Origin of the sequence: Burkholderia sp. Tr-862 (genome assembly GCF_011753085.1) — a bacterium.
Taxonomy (GTDB): domain Bacteria; phylum Pseudomonadota; class Gammaproteobacteria; order Burkholderiales; family Burkholderiaceae; genus Burkholderia; species Burkholderia ambifaria.
Map to the genome: position 1 here is coordinate 78,647 of NZ_VWWG01000003.1, position 14,627 is coordinate 93,273.

The window sequence follows — 14,627 nt, forward strand, 5'->3', positions numbered from 1 at the left end:
GCGTCGTTCAGCCTTGCTTCGCGGCCTTGATCCTGGCGAGTTCCTCGTCGCGCAGCGCGCGGCGCAGGATCTTGCCGACGTTGGTCTGCGGCAGCGCGTCGCGGAATTCGACGAACTTCGGCATCTTGTAGCCGGTCAGGTTCTTGCGGCAGTGCGCGAGCACGTCGTCGACCGTCAGCGCCGGGTCGCGGCGCACGACGAAGACCTTGATCCGTTCGCCCTGGACTTCGTCCGGGATACCGATAGCAGCGGCTTCGCTGATGCCCGGATGCATCACCAGCACTTCCTCGATCTCGTTCGGATACACGTTGAAGCCCGACACGAGGATCATGTCCTTCTTGCGGTCGATGAGGCGGATGAAGCCGCGCTCGTCCATCACGCCGATGTCGCCGGTGGCGAGCCAGCCGTCGGCGTCGATCACCTTCGCGGTCTCGTCGGGCCGCTGCCAGTAGCCGCGCATCACCTGCGGCCCGTGCACGCACAGCTCGCCCGGCTCGCCGACGGCGGCCCAGGTGCCGTCCTCGCGGCGAAAGCGCACGAGCGTCGACGGAGCGGGCAGGCCGATGGAGCCGCTGAATTCGGCCATGTCGTTCAGGTTCACCGGATTCATCGTGACGATCGGCGAGCATTCGGTGAGCCCGTAGCCTTCGACGACAGGCCGGCCCGTGACCTGCTGGAAGCGCTCCGCGACCGCGCGCTGCATCGCCATCCCGCCCGCCATCGCGAGCTTGAGCTGCGAGAAGTCGCGCTTGCGGAATTCCTCGTTGTCGAGGAACGCGTTGTACAGCGTGTTGATGCCGGTGATCCCGGTAAACGTTTCGTTGCGGATGATCTTCATCACCATCGTCATGTCGCGCGGGTTCGCGATCAGGATGTTGCGCCCGCCGAGCCCCATGAAGATGAACGCGTTCACCGTCAGCGAATAGATGTGATAGAGCGGCAGCGGCGTCAGCACGGTCTCGACGTCGCCCGACACCTGATCGGCGATCCACGCCTTGGCCTGCAGCAGGTTCGCGATCAGGTTGCCGTGCGTGAGCATCGCGCCTTTCGCGACGCCGGTCGTGCCGCCGGTGTATTGCAGGAACGCGAGATCGTCGCGCGTCGTCTGCACCGGCTGCGGTTTGCCGCGCGCGCCGAGCGCGAGGGCGGAGCGCAGCCGGATCGCCTGCGGCAGGCTGTAGTCAGGCACCAGCTTCTTCACGTGCTTGAGCACGAAGTTGATCAGGCGCCCCTTCGCATTGAAACCGTCGGCGAGCAGGTCGCCGAGCGCGGTGACGACGATGTTCTTCACTTGCGTTTCCGGCAGCGCTTCCTGCAGCGTGCGCGCGAAGTTCTCGAACACGACGATCGTCTGCGCGCCGCTGTCCTTCAGCTGGTGCGCGAGTTCGCGGGCGGTATAGAGCGGATTGACGTTGACGACGATCGCGCCGGCCTTCAGCGTGCCGAACAGGGCGACCGGGTACTGGAACGTGTTCGGCAGCATGATCGCGACGCGGTCGCCCGGCTTCACGCCGGCGCTTTGCAGATAGGACGCGAACGCTTCGACTTTCTGCGCGAGCGCGCGGTAGGTCATCGATGCGCCTGCGCTCACGTAGGCGACCCGCTCGGCGAAGCGCGTCGTGCATTCGTCGAAGAACTGCACGAGCGACGCGTATTGCGTGACGTCGATCTCGTGCGGCACGCCGGGCGGATACGACGCGTACCAGACGCCGTCGCTGTTCGGCGGGAGCTGGGCCGTTGCGGTTGCTGCGGATGAGGACATGATGTGTCTCCAATGTCGACGAGAGTTGGCGCTTTAGCGCCTTACTCTCGTCCCATGCTTTGCGGTCGATGAGGGTCGGCGCTTCAGCGCTTGTTCTCACCCCATGCTTCGCGGTCGACGAGAGTCGGCGCTTCGGCACGTACTCTCACCCCATGCTTTTCGTCGACGAAAGCCGGCCAGCCTTGGCTCCCGCCGCATGACATTCGTACGGCCCAGGCCGGCGCATCAACGCCGGCCCGGGCCGCCCAAACCGTGAATCGCCGCCTGCGCGGCGTGACGCAATCAGCTCGCCGAATGTGCGGTCGCCGTATCGGCCGCGGCCGTACCCGGCGACAGCCCGAAGGCTTCGCTCGCGCCCGCGTCGTCGAGCACGGCCGCGAAGATCGACAACTGCGTGCTGTCGGGCATCGGCGCCTTCAGCGCGGCGACGATCAGCGAGGACAGCCGCGCGATCATCTGCACGTCGTTCATCGTGCGGCGTTGCGAGAATTCGTCGATCAGGCTTTCGGTTTCGGCGCCGGCGAGCGCACCGGACAGCGCGCCGATCGCGAAGTGCAGCCGCCAGCCGAGCTCCGTGCGCGGCAGATGCGGCAGCGCGCGCTGGAACGCATCGAAGAAGCGGCCCGCGACGCTCGCGTAGTGCGCGGTCAGGAAGTTGCGCACGAACGGCGACGGGTCGGTGTACGCGCGGCCGATCAAGCGAAGAAACGCGGGGCCGCCGCGATCGGGGTTGCGCGACGCCTTCAGCGCGGGAATGAACATCGCGCCGAGCACGTGTTCGCAGGTGATGTGCGCACCGAGCTGCGCATCGAAGCGGTCGAGGATGCCGAGGCGCTCCTGGTTGAGCTGATCGAGCCGACGCGACAGCATCGCGTGGATCAACGCTTCCTTGCTGCCGAAGTGGTAGTTCACCGCGGCGAGGTTCACCGCCGCGCGCGACGTGATCTGCCGCATCGACATCGCTTCGAAGCCATGCTCGATGAACAGGTCCTCGGCCGCATCGAGAATGCGCGCCTTCGTTCCGCCGGCCTGCCGATTGCCGGGTGCCCGCGTCCCGGACGGCCGTCCCGCGGACGATCGCCCCTCCTGACTTACTGCCATGTCCCGCCTCCCAATGCCGGTCGCGCGGCCGCGAACAGGTGATTTGATTATGTAATTCAAACAGCCGTTTTTATTAAGATAAAAAAACGCAGGCGGCGCGGGCAAGCAGGGAATCTGGATAAATTCCTCTAGTTCGATGTGCAGGTGCGGCATACCTCGCGTGCGGCCCGGCTGGACGGGGCACGCGCGATGGTGCAATGCGGCAACGCGCGGGTTCAGCCGACGGTGGTACGCGTATTGACCGATTGCGTCATGTCGATGCCGCGCCGTTCGCGGCTGAACACGATCAGCACGGCGATCACGACGGCGACGATGCCGGCGACCAGCGCGAGGGCAAAACTGTAGTTGTTGCCCTGCGAAACCGCGAGCGACGCCTGCATCGTCGCGTTACCCGACGCCAGCAGGTTGCCGAGCTGGTAGACGACGCCGGGGAAGGTCGCGCGGATCTCGTCGGGCGAGATCTCGTTCAGGTGGACCGGGATCACGCCCCACGCACCCTGCACCGAGATCTGCATCAGGAACGCGCCGGCCGCGAGCGCGACCGGGCCGCTCGAGAACGCCCACAGCGGCAGCACCGGCAGCGCGATCAGCGCCGCGATGAAGATCGCGCGCCGGCGGCCGATCCGCTCCGAGATCGCGCCGAACGACAGGCCGCCGACGATCGCACCGAGGTTCAGCACGATCGTGATCCACGACACGGTGTGCGGATCGAAGTGATGCTGTTCGCGCAGGAAGGTCGGGTAGAGATCCTGCGTGCCGTGCGAGAAGAAGTTGAACGCGGTCATCAGCACGATCGCATAGATCGTGAGCTTCCAGTTCTGCCGCAGCGTGGCGCCGAGGCTCGGCCGCGAACGCTTTTCCATCTGCTTCCAGGCCGGCGACTCGGGCACGTGCGCGCGCACGTACAGCACGAGCAGCGCGGGCAGCACGCCGACCATGAACATCCCGCGCCAGCCGATGTATTGGTAGAGCAGGCCGAACACGACGGACGCGAGCAGATAGCCGCTCGGATAACCGGCCTGCAGCAAGCCCGACACAAAGCCGCGCGCATGGGTCGGCACGGTTTCCATCGTCAGCGCGGAGCCGACGCCCCATTCGCCGCCCATCGCGATGCCGAACAGCGCGCGCAGCACCAGCAACGCGGTCAGGCTCGGCGCGAAGCCCGACGCGAGTTCGAACAGCGAATAGCACGCGATGTTGACCATCAGCGTCGGGCGACGGCCGAAGCGATCGGCGAGCCGGCCGAAGATCAGCGCACCGATCGGGCGCATCGCGAGCGTCAGCGTGAGCGCGAACGCGACGGCGGGGATCGTCGACGCGAATTCGGCGGCGATGTCCTTCAGCACGAAGACCATCAGGAAAAAGTCGAACGCGTCGAGCGTCCACCCGAGGTAGGCGGCGATCGTGACGTTGCGTTGTTCGCGGGTCCAGCTCATGTCCGAGGTCTCCTCGTTGGCTTGCGCTCACGATCTGAAGGCGGATGCCGGCCCGGCTGGCGCGCGGCGCGGGAGCATGGATCGAGTGTAGGCCGCGACGCCGTCCGATGTGGGGCGCGATAACCGTGAATCGGGAATAATCCCTACGAAATGATCTGTTGAGAAAGCGGAAACAACGGGGTGCGAGACGAGCGTCAGGCGTCTGTATCATTCCGGAAGGCTTTTTGTAGCAGTTATGTAATGCGTGATGCGCACGATGCGCATCGCCCCCGAATCAGGAGTCCCGATGACCGAACCTTCCGTAGCCGCATTGCCCGTCCTGGAGACCGAGCGGTTGTGGCTGCGCCCGCGCGTGCTGGCCGATCTCGACGCGAGCATCGAGATGGATCGCGATCCGGAGGTCACGCGCTACATCGCGGGCCCGTGGCACGACCCGGACGAACATCGCCGCTTCGTCACGCACCGGATCACGCGCGACTATCCGCCGGGCCTCGGCTACTGGTCGATCTTCGAGAAGGCCGCGCCGGACACGTTCATCGGCTGGATCCTGCTGATTCCCGACTATGCGGGCGGCGCGCGCGACGTCGAGATTGGCTGGCGGCTCGTGCGCGCGGCGTGGGGGCGCGGCATCGCGTGCGAGGCCGCCGCGGCCGTCGTGCGTCATGCGTTCGACACCGTGCGGCTGCCGCGCGTGATCGCCGATATCGCCGAGGCGAACACGGGCTCGCTGAACGTCGCACGCAAGCTCGGGATGCGGCGCGTGAGCGTCGTGCACGACGGGATTCCCTACGTATGTCATCGTCTCGAGCGCGACGACCTGCGAGCCTGACGCGGTGACGCGATGCGGCAGCGACGCCGGTTGTCAGAGAAGGTCAAGCGCATGCCTGTCCTCGTCGCGAGGGATTAGCAGTTCGCACGATCAGGAGTATCGTTGCCGGAAATTCCCAACATGGGGTACGACCATGGCACTCGGCAACGACGTTCATCTCATTCCCGTCCGGCTCGACGCATTGCGTCCGACGCAAATGACGGTCGGCTATCGCGAAGTGAAAGCGAAGCGCAAGCACTGGAAAGCGCTCGACAAGCGTGCGCGCAAGGCCGCGATCGACTCTCACTGGTTTCCGGCCGTCCTCGGCCCGGGCGGCCTTTACTACATCACCGATCATCACCATCTCGGCCTCGCGCTGATCGAGGAAGGGCAGACGCGCGTGAACGCGATGCTGCTGAAGGATCTGTCCTGGCTCGAGGAGACGATCTTCTGGCGGATGATGGAACACAACCAGTGGGTGCATCCGTTCGGTTCGGATGGCTCGCGTCGTGACTACGCGAATCTGCCGAAGGTGCTGACGGGGCTCGAGGACGATCCGTACCGGAGCCTCGCGGGCGAACTGCGCACGGCGGGCGGCTATGCGAAGGATGCGACGCCGTTCAGCGAATTCCTGTGGGCCGACTACCTGCGCCAGCACGTGACGCTCGACCAGATCCGCAAGAACTTCTCGAAGGCGCTGGACGTCTCGCTGCGCCGCGCACACGACCAGGACGCGCGCTATCTGCCCGGCTGGTCGGGTGTCATCGCCGCCAAATCCTGACATGCGCACGGCGCCTACCGCCTCATGACGACCGCCTCGCCCCGTCCGGATGCCGGCCCGCAGCATCCCGAGCATTTCGCCGCACTCGATGCGGCAACGCCGCCGCCCACGCGGCGCATCGGCCTTGACGCGCTGGCCGGTCTGTCGATCGCCGGGCTGCTGATTCCCGAGGCGGTTGCGTATGCGGGGCTCGCCAACCTGCCGCCGCAGGCCGGTCTGATCGCGCTGCTGTCGGGGCTCGTGGTGTATGCGCTGACCGGCAGCAGCCGCTTTGCGATCGTGTCGTCGACCTCGTCGTCGGCGGCCGTGCTCGCGGCGACCGTGCTGGCCGAATCGGGGATGGCGCTCGCCGCGCAACTCGCGCTGGCGGCCGCACTCGTCGCGATGACCGGCGTGCTGTTCATCCTGGCGGGCGTGGCACGGCTCGGCGGCATGTCGGATTTCGTCGCGCGTCCGGTCCTGCGCGGGTTCACGTTCGGACTGGCGCTGACGATCGTCCTCAAGCAACTGCCGAAGATTCTCGCGATTTCCGTGCAGCACAGCGATGCGCCGCATGTCGTGCTCGACCTCGTCGCCGGTGCGCCGCGTGCAAACCTCGCGAGCGTCGCGCTCGGCGGGAGCGCGCTTGCGCTGCTGTTCCTGCTCGGGCGCAGCAAGCGGGTGCCGGCCACGCTCGTCGTCATCGTGCTGTCGATCGCGGCCGGCTATGTGGTCGACTGGCAGCACTACGGGATCGCGATCGTCGGACACATCGATTTCCAGCACCTCGCATTCGGGCTGCCGCATCTCGACCGCAACGCATGGATGCAGACGGTCGAGCTCGCTTTCGCGCTGATGCTGATCCTGTATGCGGAGTCGTACGGATCGATCCGCAACTTCGCGCTGAAGCACGGCGACAGCGTGTCACCGAACCGCGACCTCGTCGCGATCGGCTGCGCGAACCTCGTGTCGGGGCTGCTGCACGGGATGCCGGTCGGCGCCGGCTATTCGGCGACGTCGGCGAATGAGGCGGCCGGCGCGCAATCGCGTTTCTCGAGCCTGTGGGCCGCCGGCGTGGTCGCGCTGATCGTGTGGCTGCTGCTGCCGCAGCTCGCGCGCACGCCGGAGCCCGTGCTCGCGGCGATCGTGATCTTCGCGGTCAGCCATTCGCTGCATCCGTCGGTGTTCCGGCCGTACTGGGTCTGGCATCGCGACCGGCTCGTCGTGGTCGCCGCGCTGCTCGCGGTGCTCGTGCTCGGCGTGCTGCACGGGCTGCTCGCGGCCATCGGCGTGAGCCTGCTGCTGACGCTGCGCAAGTTGTCGGAGCCGAACGTCAGCGTGCTCGGCCGGCTGCGCGACGGGCACGACTTCGTCGCCGTCGCGATTCACGCCGATGCGAAGCCGATACCCGGTGTGCTGATCGTGCGCCCCGAGGCGCAGCTGTTCTTCGCGAACGCAGACCGGATGCTCAATCGCGTGCGCGCGCTGATGAAGGCCGCGCCCGATACGCATACCGTGATGCTGAGTCTCGAGGAAACGCCGGACGTCGACGGCACGACGATCGAGTCGTTGCGCACGTTCGCGGCCGAATGCGCGGCACGCGGGCTGCAGTTCGCGATCGTGCGGCTCAAGGAGCACGCGCTGCATGCGCTAAGTCGCGCGACCGACGACACGCTGCGTGACGAAGCGATGTCCGAGCTGAGCGTCGACGAGAGCCTGCAACTGCTGCAGGCGCGCGGCAAGGTCGGGAAGGCAGGCGCATGAGCCTGCGGGGCACACGCGCGGGCCTAGCTCCGGTGCCGCCTAGTGCGATAGCGCGGCGTCGGCCGGTTCGGCGCTCGCGCGGCTGGCCACGACGTCGGCAACTTCGGCAGCCGTCGGCGCATACGCGCCCGCATGCGCGCAGGCGACCGCCGCGCAGGCTGCCGCGTAGCGCAGATGGTCGGCGGCCGATGCGCCGGGATGCATGAGCTGGCTGGCCAGCCAGCCGCCGATGCTGGCGTCGCCGCAGCCGACGGTGTCGGCGACCTCGGTCGCGAACGCCGGCTGGAACAGCGCGGTGTCGCGGTGCAGGAGCTGCATGCCGGCCGCGCCGCGCGTGACGAGCACGGTCGCATCGGGCGCCCAGGCGCGCAATTGCGCGAGCGCGGCGGCTTCGTCGAGTTCGGAAAACAGGCCGCGCAGATCTTCATCGGATACCTTGATCCAGTCGGCGAGACCGGCCAGCGTGCGCAGCGTGTCGCGATACGACGGCGCGGCCATCGGCGCGCGATAGTTCGGGTCGAACGAGATCCGCTTGCCGGCCGCGCGGGCAGCCCGCACGACCTCGATCAGGCGCGGCGCGAGCGGCTCGCGCACGACGCCGAGCGAGCCCACGTGCACGATCTCGGCCGCGTCGAGTGCGCCATCGGGCAGGTCGGCCGGATCGAACGCGAGGTCGGCGCTGTTCTCGCCGATGAAGAAATAGTCGGGCGGCTGTTTCGACACGACCATCGCGAGCAGCGGCGGGCGATCGACCTGTCGCATGAAGCGCAGGTCGAGCCCGGCATCGGCGCTCCGGCGCATCAGTTCGTCGCCGAAGATGTCGTGGCTGACCGTGCCGGCGAACGCGGTCGGCACGCCGAGCCGCGCGCCGACGCGCGCGACGTTCCAGCACGAGCCGCCCGCGACGCTGCGCCAGTGGTGCGCATCGTCGCGGATGAAATCGGTCAGCGCTTCGCCGAATACGATCAGGCGGGGGAACGTCGTCGTCATGTCGAAATCTCGTGCCGCGGCATGTCGCGCGGCGGTGCGGCGGTTGAGGTGGACGGACAGGCAGGGCGCGCGTCGCACGCGGCGACGCGGCCCGGCGCCGCCCGGGGTCGCGGGTCGCGCAACGCGATCAGCGCGGGCTGCTCCAGCCCTTGTAGCCCTTCACGTTGTCGCGCGTGACGAGCGTCGGCTCGATCAGGATCATCGGATTGGCCGGCTTCTGGCCGTTCATGATTCCGTAGCCAACGTTGACGGCCTGCTGCGCCATCGCCCACGGATCCTGGCTCGACGACGCCTGCACGAGCGTGTTGGACTTGAGCGCCACCTCGATGTCCGGTGCGCCGTCGACCGACGTGATCACGATGTTCGGGCGGTTCAGCTGCTTCGCCGCGAGATCGCTGCCGATCGCCTGCGGGTCGTTGATCGTGAACACGCCGTCGAGCTTCGGAAAGCGCGTCAGGTAGCCCTGCATCGAGTTCATCCCGCCTTCGCGCGAGCCCTTGCCGTCCTGGTCGCTCGACAGCAGCTTGATGCCCGGATTCTTCGCGAGCACCGCCTTGCAGCCGTTCACGCGATCGATCACGGCCGACACCTGCGGGCCGTTCTCGATGATCACGTTACCCTTGCCGTTGAGCTTCTTCGCGAGATAGTCGCACGCCAGCTCGCCGGCCTTCACGTTGTTGGTCTGCACGGTCGCGTTCGCGCCGGCTGCCGCGACGTCCACCGCGACGACCGTGATGCCGGCCGCCTGCGCCTTCTTCACCGCCGGCTCGATCGCCTTCGGATCGGTCGCGTTGAGCAGGATGATGTCGACGTGCGCGGAGATGAAGTTGTCGATCTGCGTGAACTGCTTGTTCAGGTCGTAGTCGGCCGACACGGCGGTCACTTTCGCGTTCGGGTTGAGCTGTTTCGCGCGCGCTTCGGCGCCTTTCACGATCGTGACGAAGTACGGGTTGCCGAGCGATCCGACCGTGACGCCGATCGATTTCAGCGGCTTGTCGGCTGCATGGGCGGCGGCAGCGCCGAATGCGAGCGTGCAGGCGACGGCGGTCAGGGCGGCTTTGTGCTTGAACATGTCGTTGTGTCTCCGGATGGTCCGTTGGCGGACGGGCGCAGGAGGACCTGCCTGCGCCCTGATGATTGAACGGTGAGGAAAGCGTGTCAGGTACGGGCCGAGTCGCGTTGGCGATATCGGTCGAGCGCGACCGCGCCGATGATCACGAGCCCCTTGATGATGTACTGCCAGATGTCCGACACGCCGAGCAGCACGAGGCCGTTGGTCAGTACCGCGATGATCAGCGCGCCGATCAGCGTGCCGACGATCGAGCCGACGCCGCCGACGAAGCTCGTGCCGCCGAGGATCACCGCCGCAATCGCGTCGAGTTCGTACGACTGGCCGAGCTGCAGGCCGTTGGCCGCATAGAGCCGCGCGGACGACATCACCGCGCCGAGACCCGCGAGCAGGCCCGACGCCGCATAGACGAACATCTGGATTGCCCGCACGTTGATGCCCGACAGCCGCGCGGCTTCCGGATTGCCGCCGACCGAATAGATCCGCATCCCGAGCACCGTGCGGCGCAGAATGAACCACGACAGCGCGATCACCGCGCAGGCGATCACGACGAGCCACGGCACACCGAGGATCGTGCCGTTGCCGATGAATGCGAACGGCAGTTGCGGGTTGAAGATGGTCGTGTCGTTGCCGATCAGGCGGGCGACCCCGCGCACGGCCGTCATCGCGCCGAGCGTGACGATGAACGGCGGCAGGCGCAGGAACGAGATCAGGCCGCCGTTGATCGCGCCGAACACGAGGCCGACGGCGAGCGCGATCGGCACGCCGAGCCAGCCCCAGCCGGGGATGGTCGAGGCGAGCAGTGCGGCGACGGCCGACGCGGCGAGTACCGAGCCAACCGACAGGTCGATGCCGCCCGTCAGGATCACGAAGGTCATGCCGGCCGCGAGCACGATGTTGATCGACGCCTGCTGCGTGACGATCGACAGGTTCTGCAGCGTGAAGAAGCCGTCGGTCAGGAATCCGAAGCCGATGCAGAGAACCAGCAGCACCGGCAGCATGCCGGCGGTGCGCATCAGCGACTGCATGCGTGCGCGATGATCGGCGCCGCGCATCAGGGGCGTACGGGTGGCCACCGGATGGGCCGTCGCGGAAGCGAGGTTCCGCTGCTTGGTCGGGTTGATCATTTCGGTACCTTGAATGAAGAAGGAAATGAAGGGGCCGTGGTCAGTGCGCGTCGGCGAGTTCGGCCTGCGAGCCGGTCGCAAGCGCGATGATCGCTTCCTGCGTGATGGGCGTGTGCGTGTGGCCGCCGAGTTCGCCGGCGATCTCGCCTTCGCGCATCACGAGCACACGGTCGGCGACACCGATGATTTCCGGCAGTTCGCTCGAGATCACGATCACGCCGACGCCCGCGCGGGCCAGTTCGTTGATGATCCGGTAGATCTCGGATTTCGCGCCGATGTCGACGCCGCGCGTTGGTTCGTCGAGAATCAGCACGCGCGGCTTGGTTTCGAGCAGGCGCGACAGCAGCACTTTCTGCTGGTTGCCGCCCGACAGCGCGCCGACGTTGACGTTGGCGTTCGGCACGCGGATCGACAGCGATGCGATCGCGTCGCGTGCGCGTTGCGCACCGCGTGCGAGATCGAGCGCACCGAGCCGCGCATCGCGGTTGCACACCGAGATATTGATGTTGTCGCGTACGCTCATGTCGAGGAACAGACCCTGGCGCTTGCGGTCTTCCGTCAGGTAGACGAGGCCGGCGTCGATCGCGTCGCGCGGCGAATGCGCGCCGAACGCGCGGTCGCCGAGCTTCACGTCGCCGCGCGTGCGCGGCTCCGCGCCGAAGATCAGCCGCGCCAGTTCGGTGCGGCCCGCGCCGACGAGCCCGGCGATGCCGAGCACCTCGCCGGCATGCAGGTCGAGGCTGCAGCCGCGCACGCGCTCGCCGTCGGCGATGTCACGCACCGACAGCAGCAGGTGACCGGGGTCGTACGGCGCATGTTCCTTCTTGTAGAAGCCGGAGATGTCGCGGCCCACCATCATCGCGACGAGCCGTTCGGCCGACAGCGATTCGCGCTCGAGCGTGCCGACGTACGATCCGTCGCGCAGCACCGACACGCGGTCGGACAATTCATAGATTTCCGCCATCCGGTGGCTGATGTAGATGATCGCGAGGCCTTCCTCGCGCAGCTGGCGGATCAGGCCGAACAGGTGCTCGGTCTCGCGCGACGACAGCGGCGTCGTCGGTTCGTCCATCACGAGGATGCGCGCGCGGGTATGCACGGCGCGCGCGATCTCGACGAGCTGCTGCTCGGCGATCGACAGCGTGCCGACGAGCGTGTCCGGACCGAACGGCGCACCGAGGCGGGCGAGCACGTCCTGGCAGCCGCGCGCCATCGCCGCGCGGTCGATGGTGCCCCAGCGCCGGTTGCCGCGCCGCAGTTCGCGGCCGACGTAGATGTTTTCCGCGACGGTCAGGTTCGGCGCGAGGCACAGCTCCTGGTAGATCACCGCGACGCCCGCATCGCGCGCGACGAGCGGGCCGTCGACGTCGATGCGCTCGCCGTCGATCAGGATCTCGCCGCCGGCGTCGGCGCGGTACGCACCGGAGAGGATCTTCATCAGCGTCGACTTGCCTGCGCCGTTCTCGCCCATCAGCGAATGGATCTCGCCCGGATAGACGGTCAGGCTGACGTTGTCGAGCGCGCGCACGGCCGGGAACGTCTTGCTGATCCGGCGCATCTCGAGCAGCGGCCGGGACGACTCAGATCGCGACATGGTTGACCTCCTGCGATTCGGTGCGGGCGCCCTTGAGGATGCCGGCCCGCGGGGAGAAGTTGAAGAACATCGGCAGCGTCGCGGCGCCGATCGCACCGGCGTCGGCCCCGAACGTGCCGCGTACGAGCGTCGGCGTGCCGCGCGCTTCCGGCGCGGTGGCGACGAGGGCCGCGCGCAGGCGGGTCGTCACCGCGTCGAGCAGGCCGGCGTCGGTATCGGCGTCGAGCACCACCACCGGCGCATCGACGACGCAGAGCACCGCGCGCAATGCCGGCGCGAGCGCGTCGACGCAGTCGTCGATCCATTCGTCGACTGCCGGCAGGCCGCGCGCGATGCAGGCCTCGAGGTCGGCGCGATTCTCGACCGTCTCGCCGTGATGGCGGAGGTGGCGCACGAGCGCATGCAGCGACGCGCGGGCGAGCAGGATGTCCCACGGGCCGCGCGGCGGCGGTGCGGACGCCAGCCGGCTCGGCGGCACGGGAATCACGGCGATGTCGCCGGCATTGCCGGTCACGCCGCGCAGGCAGTCTCCGTCGACCGCGATGCCGCCGCCGATCGCGGGGCCGATGAACAGGTAGACGAAGTCGTCGCACTGTCGGCCGTACCCGTAGAACAGTTCGGCGATCGCGGCGGCGTTGCCGTCGTTTTCGCCGAACACGGGCAGCGACAGCATGCGCCCGAGATCGCTCGCGAAATCGACGTCTTCCCATGCGCGGAACGTGTCGGGCGCGAGGCCGAGCTCGCGCATCCACGCGCCGAGGTTGTACGGCTGGGCGACGCCGACGCCCGTGAGTCGTGCGCGCTCATGCGCGGGGAGCAGATCCTGCATGGCATCGATGTCGCGCCGCACGATCTCGAGCACGTCGGCGGGCGGGGGAAGCAGCGTGTCGTGCGAGCGGCGGCCGAGCACGTCGCCCGCGAAATTGACGAGCGCCGTTTCGATGCGCATCCGGTCGAGATGGACGCCGATGCCGAACGCACCGCGCGGATCGAGACGGATCAACGATGCCGGCTGGCCGCGCTGGCCCTCGGTGCGGCCGGCGAATTCAATCAGCTTCGCGTCGGCGAGCGACGCGATGATGCTGCCGACCGCCGTGCCCGTCATGCTCGCGAGACGCGCAAGGTCGGCCTTCGACGCGCTGCCCGCACGGCGCAGCGTCTTCAACAGCAGGCGCTCGTTGTAACGGCGCACGTTGGCCGAGTTGCTTCCCTGGCCGATGTGCGGGCTTCTCATGGCGTCTCCTTCCATGGGCGCGTCGTCTGTCGACGCATTAAATAAATCACGTTGATTTATTTAACCGCGTGAGCGACGGCATGTCAGCCTAGGGAAATCCCGGCTTCGGTCGGAGAGGCAGGCGGGGCGTGGGTTTGCGGGCGCGGCAGGTTTTCATCGAGCGTCGTTGCGGGTTGCGACGGGGCGCAGGATTCGGCTGCCGGCCGACCTCGCGGTCCTGGTTGGCGCAATGTTTCAGCGCGATCCGGCGGATCGTTTGCTTGGCGCAGATGACGCGTGTGAGCTAATTTCGAAGGCCGAAATGGATCGTCCTTGCGCAAAGATGACGAGGGAGGGGATGCGGTACGCCTGGCGCGCGTAATGGGGAGGGGCGGTGTGAGTCGCGATATGAACGCGATATCGCGCTTGCGGAAGCGGAAATGAAAAAAGGCCGGCATAAGCCGACCTTTTCAAAAAACAGATGGTGCCCAGGAGAGGACTCGAACCTCCACGATGTTGCCACCGCTAGGACCTGAACCTAGTGCGTCTACCAATTCCGCCACCTGGGCACGTTTTGCAGTAGCTGCTTGCTGCAAAGAAGCAAAATTATAGCGCGTCTGAAGGATCTGTCAACGGGTTGCGAACGAAAATTATTTGATGGCTTGCTGGCGACGTTGAGCGAGGGCATGAGCGGCCACGAATCGCCGATGCGTCGTGACGTCGGGTATGTGGACAGATGCCGCCGCGAGCGAGCGTATCAATCCGGCGCCGGAAATGAAAAAAGGCCGGCATAAGCCGACCTTTTCAAAAAACAGATGGTGCCCAGGAGAGGACTCGAACCTCCACGATGTTGCCACCGCTAGGACCTGAACCTAGTGCGTCTACCAATTCCGCCACCTGGGCACGTTTCGCTTGCTGCGATGCGAAGACCGCTATTGTAGCGTGTTCGAAGAGGCTGTCAACTCAATTTGAGCGACGGCGATAAAAATATCGTGCGTTGCAT

At 66.9% G+C, this 14,627-nt stretch carries 11 protein-coding genes and 2 tRNA genes; 3 read left to right on the forward strand and 10 right to left on the reverse strand.

Annotated features, from left to right (window positions below; all coding sequences use genetic code 11):
* Positions 1–7 precede the first annotated feature (7 nt).
* The 3 genes from F3J14_RS01885 to F3J14_RS01895 form a co-directional block, all read right to left on the reverse strand.
* A complete protein-coding gene (locus F3J14_RS01885; protein WP_166721523.1) occupies positions 8–1,762 on the reverse strand; it encodes an AMP-binding protein in 1,755 nt (584 codons plus the stop codon).
* A gap of 282 nt (positions 1,763–2,044) precedes the next feature.
* Positions 2,045–2,863 carry a TetR/AcrR family transcriptional regulator gene (locus F3J14_RS01890; protein WP_166721524.1) on the reverse strand — a complete coding sequence of 273 codons (819 nt, stop codon included), beginning with the start codon at positions 2,861–2,863 and terminating at the stop codon, positions 2,045–2,047.
* A gap of 215 nt (positions 2,864–3,078) precedes the next feature.
* Positions 3,079–4,299, reverse strand: a complete 1,221-nt coding sequence (locus F3J14_RS01895) for an MFS transporter (protein ID WP_166721525.1) — start codon at positions 4,297–4,299, stop codon at positions 3,079–3,081.
* A 286-nt stretch (positions 4,300–4,585) separates the two neighbouring features.
* Here F3J14_RS01895 and F3J14_RS01900 point away from each other — a divergent pair, with 286 nt between their 5' ends.
* The 3 genes from F3J14_RS01900 to F3J14_RS01910 all read left to right on the forward strand — a co-directional run bounded on the left by F3J14_RS01900 (position 4,586) and on the right by F3J14_RS01910 (position 7,631).
* Positions 4,586–5,128 (forward strand): GNAT family N-acetyltransferase, encoded by a 543-nt coding sequence (locus tag F3J14_RS01900; RefSeq protein WP_166721526.1) that lies wholly within the window; start codon positions 4,586–4,588, stop codon positions 5,126–5,128.
* Positions 5,129–5,261: 133 nt separating this feature from the next.
* Complete coding sequence (locus F3J14_RS01905) at positions 5,262–5,888, forward strand: ParB-like protein (RefSeq protein ID WP_166721527.1); 627 nt, start codon at positions 5,262–5,264, stop codon at positions 5,886–5,888.
* Positions 5,889–5,912: 24 nt separating this feature from the next.
* Positions 5,913–7,631, forward strand: a complete 1,719-nt coding sequence (locus F3J14_RS01910; RefSeq protein ID WP_166721528.1) for a SulP family inorganic anion transporter — start codon at positions 5,913–5,915, stop codon at positions 7,629–7,631.
* Between the two features lie 39 nt (positions 7,632–7,670).
* Here the strand turns inward: F3J14_RS01910 and F3J14_RS01915 are convergent, their stop codons facing one another.
* From F3J14_RS01915 to F3J14_RS01945, 7 genes are all read right to left on the reverse strand, one after another.
* Positions 7,671–8,621, reverse strand: a complete 951-nt coding sequence (locus F3J14_RS01915; protein ID WP_166721529.1) for a carbohydrate kinase — start codon at positions 8,619–8,621, stop codon at positions 7,671–7,673.
* Positions 8,622–8,748: 127 nt separating this feature from the next.
* Positions 8,749–9,693, reverse strand: a complete 945-nt coding sequence (locus tag F3J14_RS01920; RefSeq protein ID WP_166721530.1) for an ABC transporter substrate-binding protein — start codon at positions 9,691–9,693, stop codon at positions 8,749–8,751.
* Positions 9,694–9,779: 86 nt separating this feature from the next.
* Entirely contained in the window at positions 9,780–10,817 is a 1,038-nt protein-coding gene (locus F3J14_RS01925) for a ribose ABC transporter permease (RefSeq protein WP_166721531.1), read from the reverse strand.
* A gap of 40 nt (positions 10,818–10,857) precedes the next feature.
* A complete protein-coding gene (locus F3J14_RS01930) occupies positions 10,858–12,411 on the reverse strand; it encodes a sugar ABC transporter ATP-binding protein (protein WP_166721532.1) in 1,554 nt (517 codons plus the stop codon).
* A complete protein-coding gene (locus F3J14_RS01935) occupies positions 12,398–13,645 on the reverse strand; it encodes an ROK family protein (RefSeq protein WP_166721533.1) in 1,248 nt (415 codons plus the stop codon). The genes F3J14_RS01930 and F3J14_RS01935 overlap by 14 nt, the downstream gene beginning before the upstream one ends.
* Before the next feature lie 461 nt (positions 13,646–14,106).
* Positions 14,107–14,193, reverse strand: a tRNA-Leu gene (locus F3J14_RS01940).
* A gap of 247 nt (positions 14,194–14,440) precedes the next feature.
* Positions 14,441–14,527 (reverse strand) — tRNA-Leu (locus tag F3J14_RS01945).
* Positions 14,528–14,627 lie beyond the last annotated feature (100 nt).

What these genes read in the sequence shown, in the direction of transcription:
- F3J14_RS01915 (WP_166721529.1), bottom strand. Translation starts at nt 8,621, where the DNA reads ATGACGACGACGTTCCCCCGCCTGATCGTATTCGGCGAAGCGCTGACC.
- F3J14_RS01935 (WP_166721533.1), bottom strand. Translation starts at nt 13,645, where the DNA reads ATGAGAAGCCCGCACATCGGCCAGGGAAGCAACTCGGCCAACGTGCGC.
- F3J14_RS01900 (WP_166721526.1), top strand. Translation starts at nt 4,586, where the DNA reads ATGACCGAACCTTCCGTAGCCGCATTGCCCGTCCTGGAGACCGAGCGG.
- F3J14_RS01895 (WP_166721525.1), bottom strand. Translation starts at nt 4,299, where the DNA reads ATGAGCTGGACCCGCGAACAACGCAACGTCACGATCGCCGCCTACCTC.
- F3J14_RS01910 (WP_166721528.1), top strand. Translation starts at nt 5,913, where the DNA reads ATGACGACCGCCTCGCCCCGTCCGGATGCCGGCCCGCAGCATCCCGAG.
- F3J14_RS01885 (WP_166721523.1), bottom strand. Translation starts at nt 1,762, where the DNA reads ATGTCCTCATCCGCAGCAACCGCAACGGCCCAGCTCCCGCCGAACAGC.
- F3J14_RS01930 (WP_166721532.1), bottom strand. Translation starts at nt 12,411, where the DNA reads ATGTCGCGATCTGAGTCGTCCCGGCCGCTGCTCGAGATGCGCCGGATC.
- F3J14_RS01905 (WP_166721527.1), top strand. Translation starts at nt 5,262, where the DNA reads ATGGCACTCGGCAACGACGTTCATCTCATTCCCGTCCGGCTCGACGCA.
- F3J14_RS01920 (WP_166721530.1), bottom strand. Translation starts at nt 9,693, where the DNA reads ATGTTCAAGCACAAAGCCGCCCTGACCGCCGTCGCCTGCACGCTCGCA.
- F3J14_RS01925 (WP_166721531.1), bottom strand. Translation starts at nt 10,817, where the DNA reads ATGATCAACCCGACCAAGCAGCGGAACCTCGCTTCCGCGACGGCCCAT.
- F3J14_RS01890 (WP_166721524.1), bottom strand. Translation starts at nt 2,863, where the DNA reads ATGGCAGTAAGTCAGGAGGGGCGATCGTCCGCGGGACGGCCGTCCGGG.